At 43.3% G+C, this 20,199-nt stretch carries 14 protein-coding genes, 2 rRNA genes and 5 pseudogenes; 16 read left to right on the top strand and 5 right to left on the bottom strand.

The genetic code is table 11. The features are described 5' to 3' along the window. The first annotated feature begins 416 nt into the window (after positions 1–416). The 3 genes from VZF35_RS11265 (at position 417) to VZF35_RS11255 (ending at position 4,606) form a co-directional block, all read left to right on the top strand. Positions 417–3,328 (top strand): 23S ribosomal RNA (locus VZF35_RS11265). A gap of 123 nt (positions 3,329–3,451) precedes the next feature. Then, a 5S ribosomal RNA gene (gene rrf / locus VZF35_RS11260) occupies positions 3,452–3,568 on the top strand. Between the two features lie 180 nt (positions 3,569–3,748). Next, the gene (locus VZF35_RS11255) at positions 3,749–4,606 is read left to right on the top strand and encodes a damage-control phosphatase ARMT1 family protein (RefSeq protein ID WP_407313613.1); all 858 of its coding nucleotides are present in this window, start codon (positions 3,749–3,751) and stop codon (positions 4,604–4,606) included. Between the two features lie 70 nt (positions 4,607–4,676). Here VZF35_RS11255 and VZF35_RS11250 read toward each other — a convergent pair whose 3' ends face one another. Together VZF35_RS11250 and VZF35_RS11245 are read right to left on the bottom strand one after the other, a co-directional pair. Continuing rightward, the gene (locus tag VZF35_RS11250; RefSeq protein WP_407314581.1) at positions 4,677–5,024 is read right to left on the bottom strand and encodes a PleD family two-component system response regulator; all 348 of its coding nucleotides are present in this window, start codon (positions 5,022–5,024) and stop codon (positions 4,677–4,679) included. Positions 5,025–5,068: 44 nt separating this feature from the next. After that, a pseudogene (locus tag VZF35_RS11245) lies at positions 5,069–5,491 on the bottom strand (diguanylate cyclase domain-containing protein); the annotation flags it as partial. A gap of 480 nt (positions 5,492–5,971) precedes the next feature. Between VZF35_RS11245 and VZF35_RS11240 the strand changes: the two are divergent. Next, positions 5,972–7,384 carry a hypothetical protein gene (locus VZF35_RS11240; protein ID WP_407313611.1) on the top strand — a complete coding sequence of 471 codons (1,413 nt, stop codon included), beginning with the start codon at positions 5,972–5,974 and terminating at the stop codon, positions 7,382–7,384. Between the two features lie 68 nt (positions 7,385–7,452). On the opposite strand, the pseudogene VZF35_RS11235 reads toward VZF35_RS11240, so the two are convergent. After that, positions 7,453–7,620 (bottom strand): annotated as a pseudogene (locus VZF35_RS11235) (MBL fold metallo-hydrolase); the annotation flags it as partial. A gap of 357 nt (positions 7,621–7,977) precedes the next feature. On the opposite strand from VZF35_RS11235, the gene VZF35_RS11230 reads away from it, so the two are divergent. Further along, the gene (locus tag VZF35_RS11230; RefSeq protein WP_407313609.1) at positions 7,978–8,253 is read left to right on the top strand and encodes a hypothetical protein; all 276 of its coding nucleotides are present in this window, start codon (positions 7,978–7,980) and stop codon (positions 8,251–8,253) included. Positions 8,254–8,268: 15 nt separating this feature from the next. Here VZF35_RS11230 and VZF35_RS11225 read toward each other — a convergent pair whose 3' ends face one another. Then, the gene (locus VZF35_RS11225) at positions 8,269–8,457 is read right to left on the bottom strand and encodes a hypothetical protein (RefSeq protein WP_407313608.1); all 189 of its coding nucleotides are present in this window, start codon (positions 8,455–8,457) and stop codon (positions 8,269–8,271) included. 303 nt (positions 8,458–8,760) lie between these two features. Next, the gene (locus VZF35_RS11220; RefSeq protein WP_407313606.1) at positions 8,761–9,258 is read right to left on the bottom strand and encodes a cell wall-binding repeat-containing protein; all 498 of its coding nucleotides are present in this window, start codon (positions 9,256–9,258) and stop codon (positions 8,761–8,763) included. Between the two features lie 541 nt (positions 9,259–9,799). On the opposite strand from VZF35_RS11220, the gene VZF35_RS11215 reads away from it, so the two are divergent. From VZF35_RS11215 to VZF35_RS11165, 11 genes and pseudogenes are all read left to right on the top strand, one after another. Further along, complete coding sequence (locus VZF35_RS11215; protein WP_407313604.1) at positions 9,800–9,940, top strand: hypothetical protein; 141 nt, start codon at positions 9,800–9,802, stop codon at positions 9,938–9,940. A gap of 300 nt (positions 9,941–10,240) precedes the next feature. Next, positions 10,241–10,757 (top strand): annotated as a pseudogene (locus VZF35_RS11210) (hypothetical protein). A gap of 166 nt (positions 10,758–10,923) precedes the next feature. Beyond that, positions 10,924–11,139, top strand: a complete 216-nt coding sequence (locus VZF35_RS11205) for a hypothetical protein (protein ID WP_407313602.1) — start codon at positions 10,924–10,926, stop codon at positions 11,137–11,139. A gap of 160 nt (positions 11,140–11,299) precedes the next feature. Beyond that, positions 11,300–12,942, top strand: a pseudogene (gene hcp, locus VZF35_RS11200) (hydroxylamine reductase). A 135-nt stretch (positions 12,943–13,077) separates the two neighbouring features. Beyond that, positions 13,078–13,653: a hemerythrin domain-containing protein gene (locus tag VZF35_RS11195; RefSeq protein WP_407313600.1), complete on the top strand. Its 576-nt coding sequence runs from the start codon at positions 13,078–13,080 to the stop codon at positions 13,651–13,653. Between the two features lie 220 nt (positions 13,654–13,873). Next, complete coding sequence (locus tag VZF35_RS11190) at positions 13,874–16,354, top strand: molybdopterin-dependent oxidoreductase (protein ID WP_407313598.1); 2,481 nt, start codon at positions 13,874–13,876, stop codon at positions 16,352–16,354. Then, positions 16,354–17,010: a 4Fe-4S dicluster domain-containing protein gene (locus VZF35_RS11185; RefSeq protein WP_407313596.1), complete on the top strand. Its 657-nt coding sequence runs from the start codon at positions 16,354–16,356 to the stop codon at positions 17,008–17,010. The genes VZF35_RS11190 and VZF35_RS11185 overlap by 1 nt, the downstream gene beginning before the upstream one ends. Further along, positions 17,007–17,948, top strand: coding sequence for a hypothetical protein (locus tag VZF35_RS11180; RefSeq protein WP_407313595.1), 942 nt, complete (start codon positions 17,007–17,009; stop codon positions 17,946–17,948). The genes VZF35_RS11185 and VZF35_RS11180 overlap by 4 nt, the downstream gene beginning before the upstream one ends. A gap of 121 nt (positions 17,949–18,069) precedes the next feature. After that, positions 18,070–19,185 (top strand): tellurite resistance/C4-dicarboxylate transporter family protein, encoded by a 1,116-nt coding sequence (locus tag VZF35_RS11175; protein WP_407313593.1) that lies wholly within the window; start codon positions 18,070–18,072, stop codon positions 19,183–19,185. A gap of 15 nt (positions 19,186–19,200) precedes the next feature. Then, positions 19,201–19,758: a rubredoxin-like domain-containing protein gene (locus VZF35_RS11170; protein ID WP_407313591.1), complete on the top strand. Its 558-nt coding sequence runs from the start codon at positions 19,201–19,203 to the stop codon at positions 19,756–19,758. Positions 19,759–19,957: 199 nt separating this feature from the next. Then, a pseudogene (locus VZF35_RS11165) lies at positions 19,958–20,151 on the top strand (cupin domain-containing protein); the annotation flags it as partial. Between the last annotated feature and the right edge of the window lie 48 nt (positions 20,152–20,199).

Raw genomic sequence — 20,199 nt, 5'->3', positions numbered from 1 at the left:
AACATCCTAGTGGTCGATGCTCGTAGCAAGCAAGGTTGAAAGATCAAGGTTGATACGAGATCAAAACGAGTCGCAAGACTCAGGAGTCTTAGAGACTCCCGCCGAGGGATCGGCAACTCATTGGAGAGAGCTGTTGTTTAGTTTTGAGAGACCAGGAAGAATCGAAGACTTTTGATTCCTCATGGAACCTCACTCACTAAGGATTGAGGAACAGGCAGAGATGCTTGACTGAAATCCTTCTATTTTTGATCGGATTTTGATTGGAAGGTTCGAGAGAACCCAGCGATCAAGCCACTGTTCTTTGAAAACTGCATAGAGAAGAAAATCTAGTAAGTCAAAAGAAACATCACCTCAAGCCAGGTTTTTTTGAGAAAGAGAACAGGGACTTGAGAAACCCTAGAGATAGCGAAGACATAGGTCAAGCTATTAAGGGCGTACGGTGGATGCCTAGGCGCTAAGAGTCGAAGAAGGGCGCGGTTAACAGCGAAATGCCACGGGGAGTCGTAAGCAGGCTTTGATCCGTGGATCCCCGAATGGGGCAACCCAACTGGAGTTATGTCCGGTTATCTTTAACTGAATCCATAGGTTAAAGAAGACAACCCGGGGAACTGAAACATCTAAGTACCCGGAGGAAGAGAAAGAATCATCGATTCCCTGAGTAGCGGCGAGCGAAACGGGAAGAGCCCAAACCAAGCTCTTCGGAGCTTGGGGTTGTAGGACCCTCTATTAAGAATGGATCTCTAGCTGAACAGGACTGGAAAGTCCGGGCAGAGAAGGTAAAACCCCTGTAGACGAAAGGGAGACATTCTGTGAGGGGATCCTGAGTACCGCGGGACACGAGAAACCCCGTGGGAAGCAGGGAGGACCACCTCCCAAGGCTAAATACTACTTAGCGACCGATAGTGAACCAGTACCGTGAGGGAAAGGTGAAAAGCACCTCGGAAGAGGAGTGAAAAAGAACCTGAAACCGTACGCTTACAAGCAGTCACAGCACTTCGGTGTAGTGGCGTGCCTTTTGTAGAATGAACCGGCGAGTTATGGTATGCAGCGAGGTTAAAGCGAAGAGCTGGAGCCGAAGCGAAAGCGAGTCTGAAGAGGGCGAAAGTTGCATGCTGTAGACCCGAAACCGTGTGATCTACCCATGGCCAGGGTGAAGGTGGGGTAAAACCCACTGGAGGCCCGAACTCACTGTCGTTGAAAAGGCAGGGGATGAGCTGTGGGTAGGGGTGAAATGCCAATCGAACACGGAGATAGCTGGTTCTCCCCGAAATAGCTTTAGGGCTAGCCTCAATTGATGAACCATGGCGGTAGAGCACTGAATAGGCTAGGGGCCTTACCAGGTTACCGAACCTTATCAAACTCCGAATGCCATGATGTTTAGATTGGGAGTCAGACTGTGGGGGATAAGCTTCATAGTCGAAAGGGAAACAGCCCAGACCATCAGCTAAGGTCCCAAAGTATACACTAAGTGGGAAAGGATGTGGAATTGCACAGACAACCAGGATGTTGGCTTAGAAGCAGCCACCATTTAAAGAGTGCGTAATAGCTCACTGGTCGAGTGGTTCTGCGCCGAAAATGTAACGGGGCTCAAGTGTATCACCGAAGCTATGGCTTTACAGGAAACTGTAAGGGGTAGGGGAGCGTTCTGTCAGCAGAGAAGTCATTCTGTAAGGAATGGTGGAGTGGATAGAAGTGAGAATGCCGGTATGAGTATGCGAAAAGACAAGTGAGAATCTTGTCCGCCGAAAATCTAAGGGTTCCTGGGGAAGGCTCGTCCGCCCAGGGTAAGTCGGGACCTAAGCCGAGGCCGAAAGGCGTAGGTGATGGAGAACTGGTTGAAATTCCAGTACCACCGAGAAGCGATTGAGCAATGGGGAGACACAGAAGGATAGGTTAAGCGTGCCGTTGGTTGAGCACGCCCAAGCGAGTAGGAGGTAGGGTAGGCAAATCCGCCCTGCTAAACTCTGAGACGTGATGGGGAGCGAAAATTAGTAGCGAAGTAACCGACTCCATGCTGTCAAGAAAAGCCTCTAGTGAGCAACTTGGTGCCCGTACCGCAAACCGACACAGGTAGATGGGGTGAGAATCCTAAGGCGCGCGAGAAACCCCTCGTTAAGGAACTCGGCAAAATGGCCCCGTAACTTCGGGAGAAGGGGCGCTCTTGGGAACAAGAGCCGCAGAGAAAAGGTCCAGGCGACTGTTTAACAAAAACACAGGTCCCTGCCAATCCGCAAGGAGAAGTATAGGGGCTGACACCTGCCCGGTGCTGGAAGGTTAAGAGGAGAGGTTAGCCGCAAGGCGAAGCTTTGAATTGAAGCCCCAGTAAACGGCGGCCGTAACTATAACGGTCCTAAGGTAGCGAAATTCCTTGTCAGGTAAGTTCTGACCCGCACGAAAGGTGTAACGATCTGGACACTGTCTCAACGAGGGACTCGGCGAAATTGTAATACCCGTGAAGATGCGGGTTACCTGCGACAGGACAGAAAGACCCCATGGAGCTTTACTGCAGCTTGACATTGGATTTTGGTATAAAATGTACAGGATAGGTGGGAGACAGAGAAGCTAGGGCGCCAGCCTTGGTGGAGTCGACGGTGGGATACCACTCTTTTTGTACTGAAGTTCTAACCTAGGCCCCTGAATCGGGGTTGGGGACAGTATCAGGTGGGCAGTTTGACTGGGGCGGTCGCCTCCTAAAGAGTAACGGAGGCGCCCAAAGGTTCCCTCAGCGCGGTTGGAAATCGCGCGCAGAGTGTAAAGGCAAAAGGGAGCTTGACTGCGAGACCAACAAGTCGAGCAGGGACGAAAGTCGGGCTTAGTGATCCGGTGGTACCGAGTGGAAGGGCCATCGCTCAACGGATAAAAGCTACCCTGGGGATAACAGGCTTATCTCCCCCAAGAGTCCATATCGACGGGGAGGTTTGGCACCTCGATGTCGGCTCATCGCATCCTGGGGCTGTAGTAGGTCCCAAGGGTTGGGCTGTTCGCCCATTAAAGCGGTACGTGAGCTGGGTTCAGAACGTCGTGAGACAGTTCGGTCCCTATCCGTCGCAGGCGCAGGAAATTTGAGAGGATCTGTCCCTAGTACGAGAGGACCGGGATGGACGAATCACTGGTGTACCAGTTGTCTCGCCAGAGGCATCGCTGGGTAGCTATATTCGGAGCGGATAAGCGCTGAAAGCATCTAAGCGCGAAACCGACCTCAAGATGAGATTTCCCACGAGTGAAAACTCGGTAAGACCCCTGAAAGACGATCAGGTTGATAGGCCAGATGTGGAAGCGCCGTGAGGTGTGGAGCTGACTGGTACTAATCGGTCGAGGGCTTGACCTAACGAATCAGCATCATGAACATGACTAGGGTAAAAGTGGCTCAAGGGACTAATGACGAAGCTAGAAAGAAACTCTGTGCAGTTTTGAGAGAACAGCGTTCGCAAGGACGAGACGATCTCAAAGATCTGGTGATCATGCCGGAGGGGTTCCACCCGTTCCCATCTCGAACACGGAAGTTAAGACCTCCAGGGCCAAGGATACTTGGGGCGCAAGCCCCTGGCAAAGTAGGTCATCGCCAGGTAACAGACAAGAGGCTATCTCTAAGGAGATAGTCTCTTTGCGTTTTATGGTAAAATGAAAATAATTAGAGAACGTTTTTCGTGTTTTAGAGGAAATTGGAGATAAATAAATAATCAATCAGCTTCGAGATTAACTAGGATTAGAATTCTTTGTAGTAAAAATAGATGAGGAGGTCCTACATATGAAGGTTACCCTGGATTGCATCCCGTGTTATATAAAGCAAACGATTAATACTTTAGCCCAAACTGAAGTCAGTGAGGAAAAAGCGAGAGAGATTATCCATGAGACTTTACCCCTCTTTCCTCGATTAGATCCGCAAGGAACTCCTGCAGAGAACTCAACTATTATTCTTAGAAAGGTTAATGAGTTGTTGGGAATCGAGGACCCATTTGATAGTGCGAAGAAGGAGTCCAATGAATTGGCTCTTGAGCTCCTTCCCCAGTTAAAAGAGAAAATTCGCCAAAGTACAGATCCACTCTTTATGTCACTGAAAATCGCAGTTGCCGGGAATATTATCGATATGGGCATTCTTAAAGATTTTGATGTAGAGGGGAGTATTCAGGAGGCCATGGCGAAGGATTTTGCCCGGGATGATTACCTGCCTTTTAAGCAAAGCCTAAAGGTAGCCCGTGAGATATTAATTCTCGGAGATAACAGCGGTGAAATTGCTTTCGATAGGCTATTAGCTGAGCAGCTGTCCCAATTAGGGATAGAGGTGACATATGCAGTTAAGGACCAGCCGATTTTGAATGATGCTACGATGGAAGATGCTGTTCATGTAGGCATGGCAGAACAAATCCGGGTAATTTCTAATGGCAGCGGTTTTTTAGGTACAATTCTCCAAGATTGTTCGGCAGAATTCAAACAGGCTTACAAAACAGCTGACTTAATAATCAGTAAAGGGCAAGCTAATTATGAATCTTTAGAAGCACAGGGCAAGGAGGATAGAAGGCTATATTTCCTACTTCGAGCCAAATGCGAGATTGTTGCAAGAAATTTAGGGGTTCAACTTGGTGAAATGGTGTTTTGCTGCAGTTGAAGGGATTCTTCAATAAGGCATTTTGCCTTTAACACAAATTGCGGGTTCTTCGGAACCCGCAATTTGTAGTTTAACTATAAAGAAGACGGGTTATTCTTTGTTCGAAATCATCAAGCCCAAATGGTTTAATAAGGTAATCATCTATTCCTAGCTTATAACATCTGAGCACATTTTCTTTGCTATTTCGGGTAGACATAATAATGATTCTGGTATCTTTTGTTTTTGGATTAGAATTAATTTGCTGGCAAACTTCAAATCCATCCATTTTAGGCAACATAAGATCTGCAATTATCAAATTAGGTCGTTCAATTTGCCCTTTTCTGACTCCATCTTCTCCGTCCTTCGCAATTAAAATTTCTAAATTTATGGTTATTAGCTTGCTCTTAACGTAATTTACAATAAAATCTGTATCCTCAATTAATAGGATTTTCTTTTTTGCCCTGTGTGAATCCGTATAAGCCCCTATACCCTGTCCGTTCTTCTAGCCGTTGCCAAAGTTTGTCGTGCCTGTTCCAATAACCGTAACAACGTTAGATTTTCTTTGTATTCGAACATAACAATTCCTATGGTAAAGTCAGGGATCAACGGAATTTCTGAATCCCGATGGTGTATTTTCAAGATCCCTACATCATTTTTAATAGTTTGCAATTTCTCTAGACATTCTTCCGAAGTTTGACCTGGAAGCAACATCGCAAACTCTAATCCGCTCAAACGGTATATGTCGACGCTTTCCTGCAAGCCTTCTTTTAATTTCTGTATCAATAGTTTAAGTGCTATGTTCCCACAAGAATAGTCAAGAGAGTCGTTAAGTTCCTTAATCCAACTGACATCAATAAGCACCAGTGATGCATAAGTTTCACCTGCCGCGGTCTCAGTTGCCAATTGGTTTTCTAGGTACCCTTAGGATTTAGTTTGCTCGAGCTCAGTTTTGCCTCGCTGTCGGGGACTGTCCCCTACACGATTCGACACTGACTTTTATTTCTAGCATAACAATGGGCCAAAGAGAGGTCATATAAGAGATATATCCATTACATCCTGACTAGTCGCCACATATTTCTCCCATCGACTTCAAAGTATATCCGAGCCGCCGCCGGGGTGGCTTGTGCCAAGAACGTGCTCGAAGAGCACGATAGAATTGTGTCACAGTGTAAAGGGAGTCTAGAGACTATGAAATTTAGTATTATGCTATTCATGGAAATGCCCGTGGTTATTTGTGTAAGATGGGGGCTTAAATGAGCCATTAAAGATTCATCATGAACATAGACGGGCATTTTTGCACGGACTAATTGTTAATACTTGGAGGAGAATAATGGTAAATGTTGAATATCTCTATGTAGTTCTTTAATCCCAAAAGGAGGACAGATTATGTTCAGGCGTCTCGTTCCAAGTATGCTTGTATTTCTTATAATAACACTGGTACTTATTACCGGAGGGTGCAAGGCTATTTCTAAAGAACCCCGAGCGGAAACTGCTAAAACTATGGTAAAATCAGATACCAACAGTCCTAATATTATATCTGAAGCAATCAAACTTGCGTTAGAGAAATCCCCGAAAACCATTTCTGGTAATCAGTTACGAAGGTTTCCCTATCCATTTGATGCTATGTTAGCCATTTCGTCGGATATAGACCTTTCGACTGTAGAGAAGTTTGAAACGTATCATCGATTTTTAAATACCAAAGAACAAACCCCCTACGGTCAAGGATTAGGCTTAGATATAGCTGATTCGGCTTGGATGTATGTCGGAAGCGATTATTCATCTAAAATAGATAAAAAAGGTCATTCCATTGCGTACGAAATGTCATATTTCCAGGGGGTGGACACTAATCGCCTTAAGGACGCCGACAAAATAGTCCATTACTTTAAAGTAGGTTGGATTGATTCCCTCCATACATTTGGGGATTTTTCTCGTAATGATAAGAAAATACTATTTACACGTAATTTAGCAGTTGCCGCTTGGAAGGCAATGAATGAAAGCGGGTTTAAGCCCAAAGTATGGATTAACCATGGCAGTCCAACGAATGCTCAAAACTTCGGGGCCTATAACCCAAAGGTCCATTTTTTTGATTATCAAGGCGGTGATAATCAAAAGTCGTCCTATTACCATACAGATTTAACCATTGGAAACGGAATCCGATATGTATGGAATTCCGTTGGAATGAGTCAATTTACTTATGATAATCCGCTATTCCCCCTCAGACTTAGGGATGGCAGAATAGTATGGGGGTTTTACAGGTATACAAATGACATTATAAAGTATAAAATTGATTGGACATGGGAAGCTAATGAACTACCTCGTCAAATTACTCAAAAGCGTTTGGATCAGTTGGTTAAAGAGGGAAACTACTCGATTGTTACGCAACATCTCGGCAAAGGAATTGACGATTTTCCTTTTAATTCTGCAGATATTCAAACACTTCAGATGCTTAAAACCTATCAGGATGAAGGAAAGATATTAGTTTCACGCACTGTAAGGTTGTTGGACTATGCCAGAAGCCAGAAATATGTTAATTATTCTTCAGTGCAAATTGACGGTAAGACATATATTAATGTAAATTCCATTGATGATCCTGTTTTTGGGAAGGAGATTCCCACGCTTGATGAAATTCGAGGGCTTACTTTTTACGTTGATAATCCGGAAAGTACTTATGTATTGTTAAATTTCAACATTATTCCAGAGGATGAAATTCAGCGAAATGGCCCAGACAGAGGTGGCAAAAAAAGCATAGGGGTTAAGTGGTTTAAACCGGATTATACTGATTACACAAAAACGCAATAGCGGTGATAAAATTCTAAACAAAGATGTTCGGTGAGGTAGTACTCATGTAGCTCCTGCATCCTGAATAGTCACTTTTCCATTTGGCCGGAAGCAGCCTGTCGAAAGCGGGCAATAGGTTCTTCCATAGGTTCACCGGACAGTTTAAAAGTTCCCCAGTGCATGGGAATAATTCATTTTGCAGCCATATCTTCAGCCATTTTCCATGCTTGTTCCAGTGTGGCATGCATCGCCATAAATGGCAATAGAAGAAGCCGCTTGTTTAAGGACTTCTTGGCAATTCTACAAACAGAACTAAAATCTAAGGTTTAAACGGACCGCTGTCTATTAATTTGGAATGTCGCGAATCCAAAAGAAACATCGATATTGTATTGTAATATATTGCAAAAGATGGCCGAACAGTCCATCCGCTACCACTCAACAGGCAACGATAACCTAACTGTTAATGCAGCAAACCACTTTGAAGCAGGTTAAACTTCCGTTATGAAGCGGATTCTTTGGTCGTGGTATTGAATTGACGCATTATGGCGGTGTAAACTAGACTAAATAATTACGTTCTTTGTTATCCTGAAGAGGCGCTCGATGAGGTGAGATGAGTGGATGAACGTGTGGAAGAAATAAAACCAATTAGTCGTATTCGTCCAGTACGAAAGCTTGCACTTCGTAACCCAAGAATGGGCCGACGTGAATTTATGTATCAGTCCAACCGATATCATAAAGCTAAAAAGAGGAAGGTTTCGTCAAAAAAAGTTAACATTAAAACATCGCATCATTACAATGACCCAAAAATCAACTCTAATGATATTTTTGAAGAAATTACGGATATAAAAAAACGGTTAGCATTTGACCGAGCTATGATAATCGGTGATTAATGTAAACTTCAGCTTTTATCGGATAACATGAACGGCTGTATTTAGGATGGGCAAACCTATGTGAAGAAGTACAGCGACAATCGCAACAACGAATGCTATTTTAAATATTTGTTTAAAGATAAAGACTACGACCAAGATAGTTAAAACCAAAACTAAAATTCCTTTAATCCCCATAATCCCCATGAACAAAGTAAGATGATGCATTTGCCTCTCTCCTTACGGGTTTCCTTTCTGAAATAATAACCTAACATAAATCCTTTTCAATCTTTATCATAATTTCGACTTTTGACATCTAGAGTCCAGTTAGGCCAAGCCGTTACGTGGGACCGGTTTTACCTGTGTGAGCTAAACTGAAGACAAGTAATTAACAGAGTAATTAAACAGCCTTAGTCCTTTGAACCAAGGCTGTTTTTCTATTTAATTGAAAAGTATGGTTCGCAATTTTTAGTTGGAAAGTGTTGATTTTACCAAATTGGTAGAAATTTATCCACTCATCCCGACTTCGGTCTAGTTGTTAAGTGGAAGTTGTATGGCGCTACTGGTCGTTGTTGCAGGAGGGGTAGTATTTGTATCCCCAATCCCCAATTGTTCATTAACACGATCGACTACCCAATCCGGCAATCCAACAGATCCTCCAAGAACATTGACTTGTGGTGTAACACCAGTCGTTCGGAGAGTAATAAGATAATCGCGTATAGCAGGTGGTAAATGCCCCGCTTTAGGATCAACTAATAAGATCGGTGAATTATTTTGGGCAGCTAACGTACTACCGGAAAGAGCATCGGCAAAATCGAATCCATTAGCCAAGTAAATCTGAGTTGGATTTGGGTAAAATTTATATAAAATCTCTGATAAGGTATCAAATCGATCCTGCCCACCAAACCTCTGAATTTGGGCGTTCGGTGCAGCACTTTGAAGTTCCGATTGAATCGAATCGTGTAAAACGAACTTTCCGCCGACAATGTAAATGTTAGACGGTTGATCCGTGGTAACGAAATCCTTCACAGTTTGAGGCAGTTGGTTTGGTCCACTTAAAAGAATAGGCCATCTCTCCTTATTTGTGTAATTAATAGATTATCCCTGGGTATTCAGAAAGAAGTAAGCTTATACTTTTAATTAAAATAAAATTAACAAATAAAGCTGAGAATTTCCTGAGAAAGAACATAGAACTATTGGCGGAAAGTTACTAAGACAAGTAAATAGTTTCGACTGGAAGTTCCTGACCTAACATTTATAGATTATAAGGGTACTCTGTAAAATAAAAATGCATTAAATATGAACGGAATGTAAATATTTCTATGACTCTAATAAATTGTGAATTATAGCCCCTTGATCCAAGTATTTATTATGAGGCTTATCTTGGAAATTCTCTCGGAAGGACTCTCCCTTCTTATACGCCCCTCCATTGTGAGGGGATTTTTTTGCAAAGAAATAAGCCCTCAGCGATTGCCAAGAGCTTTATATATCAATTATGGTTTAGAAAGGTTATCTAAAGTCAAAAATGTGAATAAGGTAATATTAATGCATAAAAGGGGGGGGAGAACCTGTGGATGCACCAGTAAGAATAATTCTGCTTCGTGATGCGGATAAATGTGAAATTAACACTGAGCTAATGGATGCAAGAAATAAGCTTACAATAGACGAACTAGAGAACGAGTATTATCATTGGTTGGATCAGTTGGTATAAATAGTGTGAAACGGAAGTGCTGAAAACTCAGCTGTATCTGTCACAAGCTCAGGACAAGTTTCACTCTTAGGGCCATCGGGATACATAACAAAAGTTGGTTTTCGTGGTAGTGTATGGGGGAATATGTTTTCCAGGCCGTTTTTCATGAACGGTCTGGCGTTTTGTTTTTCTTGGGTTATTTAAGTCCAAACCGTACGATTTGATGTGCTAGATAAACTAAGTTAATGTTATAAACGGCTATAATAAACTAATTATAACAAGAGTTTTTATTCATACCTCTTAAAAACAATTATCGCATAGATTCCCTCCTCACTAGAAAGAATTTTAACTGAGCTTAAATATTGTCCAACGTTTATCACTGACCGACATTTTCAAATTGTCGGTTGGAATCGTTTAGCAGCCCTTGTTTTTAGATTTTGAACAAATTCCGACCGAGCAACGCAACATGATTCGCTTAGTATTTTCAAGAAGAGAATTAAGATCGCTGGCTGTTAATTGGCGACATTTTGTCAAAGGATTTCTTGCCATTTTTCGAGCTTACTATGGTCAATATGTGAATGATGAATGGTACAATCACTTTCTTCAAGAAATGTCAGATCTTTATCCAGAGTTTCAGTCTTTATGGCAAGAAAGTCATGTGAGTATGGCTCCGGAAGTAATAATTGAATTTAAACATGCAAAAGCGAGAAGAATGCTCTTCAACATGACTTCTCTGCAAGTACAAGGTAATATGGATTTACGATTCAATGTATATACCCCAGTGGAGGATTCATCTACTGAGGTGAAACTCAGAAAGTTAATGGATAAATACAATTAAATAGTCCATATAACCTAAAACCCACCAAAAATTTTTCTATAATCCTTTGCCACTTTGGGAGGGATATGTTGGGTGTTGGTGGTGTTTTAGGTACTTTTTTTACCTGGCGGGAAATGCTACATTTAGTCGTGAGAGTTTATTCAGACTGTTAATCGAGGGCTCTCCGGTGGCTGCACCGATTGCCTTTGCAGGGATTTCCAGTTACGCCTTGGTAAGTGAACGTCGAGGAACAGCGAGACGATCAAAATTACTGATATTGGTTACTTTTGGATTCTTAGGTGCGGTTGTTGCCGCATTTTTGGGTGGATTAAGCCTGCTGCCAGAAACAGTTGTCCTGCTTAAAGATAGCAACAAGAGAGAAGAAACAATTCTCACGAGCTAGTCCGGATCCATCCGGGGAAAATGCTGTGTGAAACTATTCATGGTGTGACTTTTCTCACATCAAAGGTAGTTCAACAATCACGGAACAATATTTAAATTTAGCCTAAACTTAGCTTAGTCAATTTGAGTTTGCAAAAATTTAAATATTAGGAGGAACAACAATGAGTATGTTTTGTTATCAGTGTCAGGAAACAGCTAAAGGAACCGGTTGTACGTTGAAAGGGGTTTGTGGCAAAACGGAGAATGTTGCCAATTTGCAAGATCTTCTTATCTACACTTTAAAAGGAATCGCCATCTATGCAGTTCAAGCGCGTGAGCGTTATCTTGTACGTAAAGATGTTGATCAATTTATTATGGAAAGCCTTTTTAGCACGATTACCAATGCCAACTTCGATAAACAGCGTTTCGTAAAACGGATCCAAGCTGCCCTCGAACTTCGTGAAGATCTAAAACAAGCTGTCATTCGCGTAGGAGGCACGATACCTGAGAACTTACACGATGCAGCGACTTGGACGGGTTCCCCAGAGGAGTTCGAAGCGAAAGCCGCTCTTGTAGGAGTCTTAGCGACAGAAAATGAAGATGTACGCTCTCTCAGAGAGTTGCTCATATATGGTTTAAAAGGGATGGCTGCGTATGCCGAACATGCATATACCCTTCAATACAAAGAAACCGAGATCTTCGCATTTATAGAAAAAGCTTTAGTCGCCACACTCGATGACACGCTTGAAACTGGGGATCTTGTAGCACTTGTCTTGGAAGCAGGAAAACATGGTGTTGATGTCATGGCCCTATTAGATAAAGCCAACACAACTACCTACGGCAACCCGGAACTGACAAAAGTCAATATCGGGGTTCGAACAACCCAGCCATTCTCATTAGTGGCCATGATCTCAAAGATCTCGAAGAGTTACTCATCCAAACGGAAGGAACTGGTGTGGATATTTACACACATGGCGAAATGCTACCAGCTCACTACTACCCGGCCTTTAAGAAATATGATCATTTTGTCGGCAACTACGGCAACGCTTGGTATAAACAAGATAAAGAGTTTGACTCGTTTAACGGGCCAATATTCTTAACAACCAATTGCCTAGTTCCCCCGAAAGATTCCTATAAAGACCGTGTCTACACGACTGGCGTGGTTGGTTTTGAAGGGGTTAAGCACATCGCAGATCGAGAAGACGGAAAAGCGAAAGATTTTTCGGCACTGATTGAACACGCGAAGAAATGCCCGCCACCCGCAGAAATAGAGACTGGTGAAATTGTTGGGGGATTTGCCCACAATCAGGTTCTTGCTCTCGCAGATAAAGTCGTGGATGCTGTCAAGTCCGGAGCCATAAAGCGTTTCTTCGTTATGGCAGGCTGTGATGGTCGTATGAAGAGCCGTAATTATTATGCGGATTTTGCGAAAGCATTACCGCAAGATACAGTTATTCTGACGGCTGGATGTGCTAAGTACAAATATAATAAACTAAACTTAGGAGATATCGGCGGGATTCCCAGAGTTCTTGATGCCGGTCAATGTAATGATTCTTATTCCTTGGCGGTTATTGCCTTAAAACTAAAAGAAGTCTTTGGTCTGGATGACGTCAACCAACTTCCCATTTCTTATAACATCGCTTGGTATGAGCAAAAGGCTGTCATTGTCTTACTCGCCCTCCTGTATCTCGGTGTAAAAAACATACACCTTGGACCGACGCTTCCGGCCTTCTTATCTCCAAATGTAGCAAAGGTTTTGGTTGAAAACTTCGGAATAGCAGGAATCACGAATGTAGAAGACGATCTTAAAATCTTCATGGCATAGTATTTTCATTTAAATAAGTCCTTCACTTTAATTTGTTAATCCACTTGTAACTGAGGGTGTCGTTCTTAATATTTTTCGCTTAGCGACACCCCGCTTCAATAAATGTTACCACTTATCATTATTGGACAAGAATATATGAGGAAGGTGATCGTGATGACAGCGATTGAAGAACTAAAAGCTGAACATGAAGCTGTCCTTTTGACAATTCGTATTTTAGATAAAATCGCGGGCAAACTGGAAGCCGGCCAAGCTATTGATATCAGACACCTAGACCAAATCCTTGAATTCCTTAAGGTATTTGTCGATCAATGTCACCATGGTAAGGAGGAAAAGGTTTTATTCCCTGCCATGGTGCAAGCCGGTATTCCTCGTCAGGGTGGACCGATTAGTGTAATGTTTTATGAGCATGACCAGGGGCGCAGCTTTGTTCAAGGCTTAAGAAGTGCAGTTGAAGACTATCGAGGCGGTAAGGACAATGCCATCGCTGAAATCTCAAAGTATGCTCGAAACTATGGCCAGCTTTTAACCGCTCATATTGAAAAAGAAAATAATGTTCTTTATGTCATGGCAGAGCGGGTCTTAAGTTCTGACAAAATGCTTGAAATGGCTAAATCATTTGCCAAGATAGAGGAGACAGAGATCGGCCCGAATAAACACGAAGAATTCCATACGACATTACATGCTTTGAAAGATGTTTATCTAACATGTTAAAAAAAGTCAGTTAAGGATATTAGGGAATTACAAAATTTCTGATATCCTTAACTTTTAGCATCTTACTGTTATACAAGCTGGAATACCATAATTTACATACAAGAAGAGAACCTTTCTTATACCTACTCCCCGAAAATATGCTACACAAGGTTAAACCATGTAAAATTGTTCTTAAAAAGAAAAACATATTTAAAATCTCAAACAATGAGGAGGGATTTAGATGGTAACAACTCGTCGGGTTCCCGGACCATTTCCAGACACTGCACCCGCTCCGGAAATTCGCTATGTACGAACGGTTGATTCCCCTAATTGTACAGGTGCTTGTGGCTGGATCGCAGCTGTTAAAGATGATACCATTATAGATCTTAAACCTGCAGCAGATTACCCGGACTCAGCCTACAACCCCCGTGGATGTCTTCGTGGCATGGCCTCTACTTCCTTGATTTATCATCCCGACCGGATACAAACCCCACTTATTCGTGTCGGTCAACGAGGGGAAGGCCATTGGCGGGAGGCCAGTTGGGACGAAGCATTAGATCTTTTGGCTTTAAGATTCAAGGACATCTCAACTAAATATGGTCCGGATTCCATCGTTTTCTTCAATCAGGTTATTGCCACCGGGAATGTACAAAAGGGAGCTCAAGTTCGGCTTGCAAGTATATTAGGAGCCTCCTATGCTACAGGCTATGATTATAATGGGGATATCAGCATGGGGTATACTGAAACTGTAGGCATTGATTCTCTAGAAAGTGAATCTGCGGCATGGGCGGAGGCGAAAACTCTCATTCTGTGGGGGGCAAATGTTTTCCAGACTCGGATGCCGGATGCTAAGTTCGTTCTCAAAGTCCAAGAAAATGGGGGCAAAGTGATTGTAATCGATCCCAGAGCAAGCCAAACAGTAAAAGGCGCCGATCTATGGCTGCCTATCGTTCCGGGCACTGATGGGATTTTGGCTCTGGGGATTGCCCGCCTCATTCTTGAAAATGATTGGATTGACACTTCCTTTATTCGCTCTTTCACGGACCTTCCGTTACTCATCCGGATGGATACGGGAGAACGTCTGCGGGCTTCCGACATAGGGATAGGCAAACCGGATGAATTTGTTGCGGTACTTTCTACATCGCAAGCTTGTCGTGGGTTAACTGAAATTTCACTCGATTCGGAGTATTCCTCGTGCTTTGTTGCTGTTTCTCCAGAATCACTCGATATAGATGGGGGAGATCAACTCGCTCTCGAGGGTACATATAGGGTAGAAATTGAGGGGAAGCAAGTGGTTGTTCGCCCGGCCCTTGACCTCTTACGCGAAAATCTCCAGCAGGAACAGTATTCCCTGAGTAATGTCTCTCGAAAGACCGGACTTGATCCTGATCGTATTTTTGAACTGGCTAAGAGTTACGCCCAGAACCGCCCCGCCCAAATCATCATCGGCATGGGAGTGAACCATCGATTCCACGGGGACATTGTCATTCGTTCCATTCTTCTGTTAGGAGCACTCACGGGGGGATTTGGCAAACCTGGGCAAAGTGTCGATATTTATTCCGGTCAACACCACGTTCGTTTTGACATTTCCTCTTGGTGGTATCCGGACGGGAAACGTCCCAATGTTGTACCCATGCATTACCTGATTATGCCGGAAAAAAGCACCACCATGAATCCCAAAATTCATCTGCCTAAAAATGGTTTTCGCGCTCTCTTTTTCTCCCATGCCAACATCTTTACGACCTCACATGTCAATGAGTGGCGCAGGATCCGGGATAAATTAGAGTTCATTGTTGCTGTCGACTACATGAAAACTCCTTCGACCGAACTGGCGGACCTCGTACTTCCGGCTCCGACTTTTTGGGAAAAGTATGAACTGGTTGTCACGGGACCACACCCTTATGTCCAAATTCAACAACCCGTTATTCCACCTCGCTTTCAGGCTAAGAGTGAATTGTGGATGATGAAAGAACTCGCCAAACGCTTAAATCCTGAATGGGAAGCATTCTTTACGATGAGTGCGGAAGAAATTATCGATTATTTATTAGCTAATGGCGGATCTGTTTCCGCTGGAATTACCTTCGAAGCTCTGAAAAAAGGTCCGGTCCGCTTGAATCTGCCTTATCCGGATGTTCCCCTGATTGAAAACATTGAGCGGAGGCTTCCTCTTCCTCCCCGTGCCTATCCCCATAAAGAAGGGGTTCAGCGCGAATTTCTTAAGACTGGGCGGATGGAATTCTATAAGGAGGAAGAAACCTTTCGCAATTGCGGCGAGACGCTTCCCGTTTATAAAGAGGCTTATAGCCACCTTAACCCGGAAGAACGACGTTTTCCTATGATGTTTATGACTCCGCATGCCAAATGGCGGGTTCACTCCACCCATGTCAACAATCCTTGGCTGCAAAATATCAACCGTAAACCGGTGGTAGAAATTCATCCAACAGATGCTCAAGAACGTCAAATCAATGATGGAGATTTAGTGGAAATTTTTAATCTCTATGGCAGTTTTCAGCTTTGGGCACGAGTTACCCAAGGGATTCGCCCCGGAGCATTATCCGTTGATCATGGCTGGTGGAGTCGGTATTTGGCTCAGGGAGACTATAATAATGTTTTACTGCCGGAACGAGTCAAAACCCTCCATGAAACCTATTTTCTACCCGCCGTCTATGCCCCGGGGCAGTTATGGAAAGACCCACGTGTTGAGATAAGGAGGGTGAAGTAATGCGGCTGAGCTTATTAGTTGACCTCCAACGCTGTATTGGGTGCGATACCTGTACCATGGCTTGCAAACAGGAAAATGGGACTCCTAAAGATTTCTTTTTCGCCCGGGTTCTTAACATGGAAACGGGGGAATTTCCCAAAGTAAAGCGTTCCTACCTTCCTGTTCTGTGCAATCACTGTGCCGACGCCCCCTGCGTTAGGGCTTGCCCCAACAAATCAATCTTTAAACGTCCTGACGGAATCGTCATCATTGACCAGGAACGATGTAATGGAACAGGAGCATGCGTCTCAGCCTGCCCGTATGGTAATATTTATCTTCAGGCTGAAGAACGTTGGTACTTTCCTGACGATTCTCCCTATGAGCATTTCGCTAAGAGTCGTCTTGAAAACGGGAAGGCGAAAAAATGCACTTATTGTGCTCATCGCCTGGATCAAGGACTTGAACCGGCTTGTGTTGTGTCCTGCCCGGCAAATGCCCGTATCTTTGGAGACCTTGATGACCCGAATAGCGAGGTTTCTCAACATTTGTTCCTTCAGAAAAAGCAGACTCAGCGTGAGGCCTTTCGGCTCTTGGCAGACTTAGGCACAGATCCTTCGACACGGTATCTTAAACCCCTAAGTCAAATGTGCAGCGGGGGAAGGGGGAATGAAAAATGATTTGGGCGATAGTTGCAACACTCCTGACAGCCGGAATAGCCCTTTACTTGGTGCTATTGTTGCTTATCTCTTCAGGAAGTTTGACATCTTTACCATTTTTAATCCCTCTAGGCACATCGATTAACTTGGGAGAATGGGTTAAACCTGAATCAATTGATCTCAGCGCTGCGATTATAGGCACGGTAATTTTGGTTTTGCTTATCTTATTCTTCCGCCGTTGGTTCCGGAATAGCGCTGCATTAAGGCAATGGAAGTATATCCGTTCCCTGGGCTGGCGGAAAATTGCCAAAGCTATCTGGACTGCCCTATTCCAGGATACTCTCCTCCTGGCCTCGGTGCGAAAGCGTTCTCTAAAGAGATGGGTTATCCACGGCCTCGTGCTGTTCGGTTTTCTCTTCATGGCTCTGGCCACAACTTTAGCCGCTTTGCTTAACTATGCTGACGCGCCCCACGGATTTTGGTGGCCTCCGCGCATTATCGGCAATTTAGGAGGACTGTCCTCCCTGATAGGCTTAAGTATCATAGGGTGGAGATTGGTGCGGGATCCCTATGAGGATAATGGTAAAACATACCTTGCTGATATTACGTTTGTCTTTCTTCTTTATTTAACGATCTTAACGGGCTTTGCCACGGAATTCATCATGTACGGCACAGGGGTCACTCTGGCCCATGGAAGTTTCCTCGTGCACGTGTTGATGGTCAGCGGGCTTTTTCTCACTCTGCCCTTTACGCGTTTCAACCACATTCTTTTAACTCCTTTTCTTTTGATACTGACCAAACTAAACCAGACCATTACTGCGGAGAACCAGGTACCTGTGATCTCCGATGAACCGGCCCCGGGACGACATCATAAAACTGAACGGTTGGCAGAAGATCTCCAAAGGCAAATCTTTCCCCAGGAAGGAGAATCTCCCGTAACTCTCCGCTACTTTCCTTAAAGCTTGTGAAGGATCAGTTTTTTGGTGAACCCGTCAAAAAGTTTGACGTTAGGGATTCCTTTGATAGGGCTGCCTATGTTCATTGTTTGGGATATTTTGGGCGAGGAGGGGTTAGGAGCAAGTGAGAGAATATATCCGAAATTTACATCCTGCTTCTTTTGCCGCAGTCATGGCGACGGGAATAATTTCAATTGCCTTTAAAGGACTTGGACATGATTTTATTGCGATGCCACTCTTGGTAATTAACATAGTTCTCTATCCGACTTTGTTCTGTTTACTTGCAGTCAGGGCCCTGTTTTATCCGACCGCTCTGCTCAATGACCTTAAACACCCAAAGAAAGGGTTTGCCTTATTAACGTTTGTTGTCGGAACGAATACTTTTGGCATGCAACTAATTTCTTTTAACTTTACGGGTCTGTCTAAAGTCCTATGGTTCATCGGATTGGTTTTTTGGCTGTTTTTAGTCTATTTTATAATAGTTAATTTAATCGCATTCCGGAATGAGCCGATTGTTAATGTCGTTGATGGGGCAACCTTGCTAACCATTGTAAGCACTCAGTCCATCGCCTTGTTGGGTAGTACCTTGGCCGGTACTTTCGGTATTCATTCGGAAACAGTATTATTTTTCGCCTGGTCTTTATGGGCTTTGGGATTCATCTTGTACTTGGTGTTTATCACCTTAGTAATTTATCGATTAGTTTTCCACCCTTTGTACCCCAAGGATTGGACAGGGCCGTTTTGGATCTGCATGGGAGCTGCGGCCATCACAACGTTGACCGGTGCGACTATCCTATCCAAATTGACCATGTCGGCCAACTGGAAGGACCTGATTCCTTTTACCCAAGGAATTACTTTGATGGCCTGGTCAATAGGGACTTGGTGGATACCTATTTTGCTTTTAATGGATGTGTGGAAGTTTATTCACTTAGATATTTTGGATAAGGTTCCCGGGTGGATAAAGATTTTTCCCTGGTTGAGAATTGGATTCGGAACTAAACTTAATGTTTATGAAATACCTTCTTGGGGTCGTGTCTTTCCCCTGGGAATGTACACTGTCTGTACAATGGCTTTAATCAAAATAACAAATTTCGCATTTTTAACGCCAATTCCTAAATATTGGGGATGGTTTGCCTTAACGATATGGATGTTAACTTTCATTGGTGCTCTTCGATCAATCGCGGTACTGTTCTCTAAAAAGTCTGGTTTGGATAATGATTTAATTTTCTGGCAGCAGTGAAAGGAGTTGCAAACATTGAGAACTTTTATTAAATGTAAAGCCTGCGGTTTTATTATGGACGCAAGTCACCTCAAAGACGTTTGTCCTGCCTGCGGATTACCCAAGACCGTATTTGAGCCCTATACAAAAAAGATTTCCCCCAAGCGCAGGTTTATGATTGAACAACATATTCATCCTATTTGTGTCCACTTCCCACAAGTTTTTATTATTGTCATTATGATTATGCTTTCTCTGGCCTTATGGGTAGGCAGTCCCCTGCGGGAAGAGTTTTTGGTAGCTGCAAAACTCTCAATTTTAGCTTTACCGTTTTCTGTAATTCTCGGCTTCGTTACAGGACTTATTGACGGAAAACTTCGTTTTAAAAAACTGACGACCCCTCTTTTGGTTAATAAAACTAAAGCCGGCATAATACTACTAGTATTGTCCATTGTTATTTTCTGTTTATATCTTATAAGTGGTTTCACCACAACTACGATGATTTTGATTATAATTTTAAGTATTTTGTCCGCGGCTTGTGGAATATTTCTTGGAAAAACGGGTTCCAGTATGTTTAATTCTCTATTGCCTGGTTAAATATTTTAATCCATTAATATTCATAGCCTTAAACTAGCAGTTTCGGTTCATGTCTTGGTACCTGATACAAAAAACACCCACTGTACTTTTTTTCTTACAGTAGGTGTTTCTCTATAGTTGGGGTTTTGTCTCATTTGATAGTAATTGCTTAAACAGGGCAACTATCACATGCTTCTTGAGTATTCTTTTCGAATTCAGCAGCAGAACGCTGGCTAAAGGCAAAAGTAAGCTTTACGTTATTTGCTTTTGCTGAAGGGGAAGAAATTAGCTCACATTCTTCCGGTGGTGACGCGATGCTCTACCTACTTGACGGAGAAGCGGAAATTTCAATTGAGAAGAGTAGTTCTCCCTGAAAAAAGAGAGACAATAGTCATGCCCGCTGGCATTCCTCATTATTGTCATATTCGCTTAAAAAGCTTTCCTTCATTGCTCATAGAAGCA

Source organism: Desulfosporosinus paludis, assembly GCF_045689965.1.
GTDB lineage: Bacteria > Bacillota > Desulfitobacteriia > Desulfitobacteriales > Desulfitobacteriaceae > Desulfosporosinus > Desulfosporosinus paludis.
This window is presented reverse-complemented; position numbering and strand designations above follow the sequence as displayed.

Excerpts from the sequence above, each read along its gene's own strand:
- VZF35_RS11185 (WP_407313596.1), top strand. The coding sequence starts at position 16,354 with ATGCGGCTGAGCTTATTAGTTGACCTCCAACGCTGTATTGGGTGCGAT.
- VZF35_RS11180 (WP_407313595.1), top strand. The coding sequence starts at position 17,007 with ATGATTTGGGCGATAGTTGCAACACTCCTGACAGCCGGAATAGCCCTT.
- VZF35_RS11240 (WP_407313611.1), top strand. The coding sequence starts at position 5,972 with ATGTTCAGGCGTCTCGTTCCAAGTATGCTTGTATTTCTTATAATAACA.
- VZF35_RS11255 (WP_407313613.1), top strand. The coding sequence starts at position 3,749 with ATGAAGGTTACCCTGGATTGCATCCCGTGTTATATAAAGCAAACGATT.
- VZF35_RS11190 (WP_407313598.1), top strand. The coding sequence starts at position 13,874 with ATGGTAACAACTCGTCGGGTTCCCGGACCATTTCCAGACACTGCACCC.
- VZF35_RS11195 (WP_407313600.1), top strand. The coding sequence starts at position 13,078 with ATGAGGAAGGTGATCGTGATGACAGCGATTGAAGAACTAAAAGCTGAA.
- VZF35_RS11225 (WP_407313608.1), bottom strand. The coding sequence starts at position 8,457 with ATGCATCATCTTACTTTGTTCATGGGGATTATGGGGATTAAAGGAATT.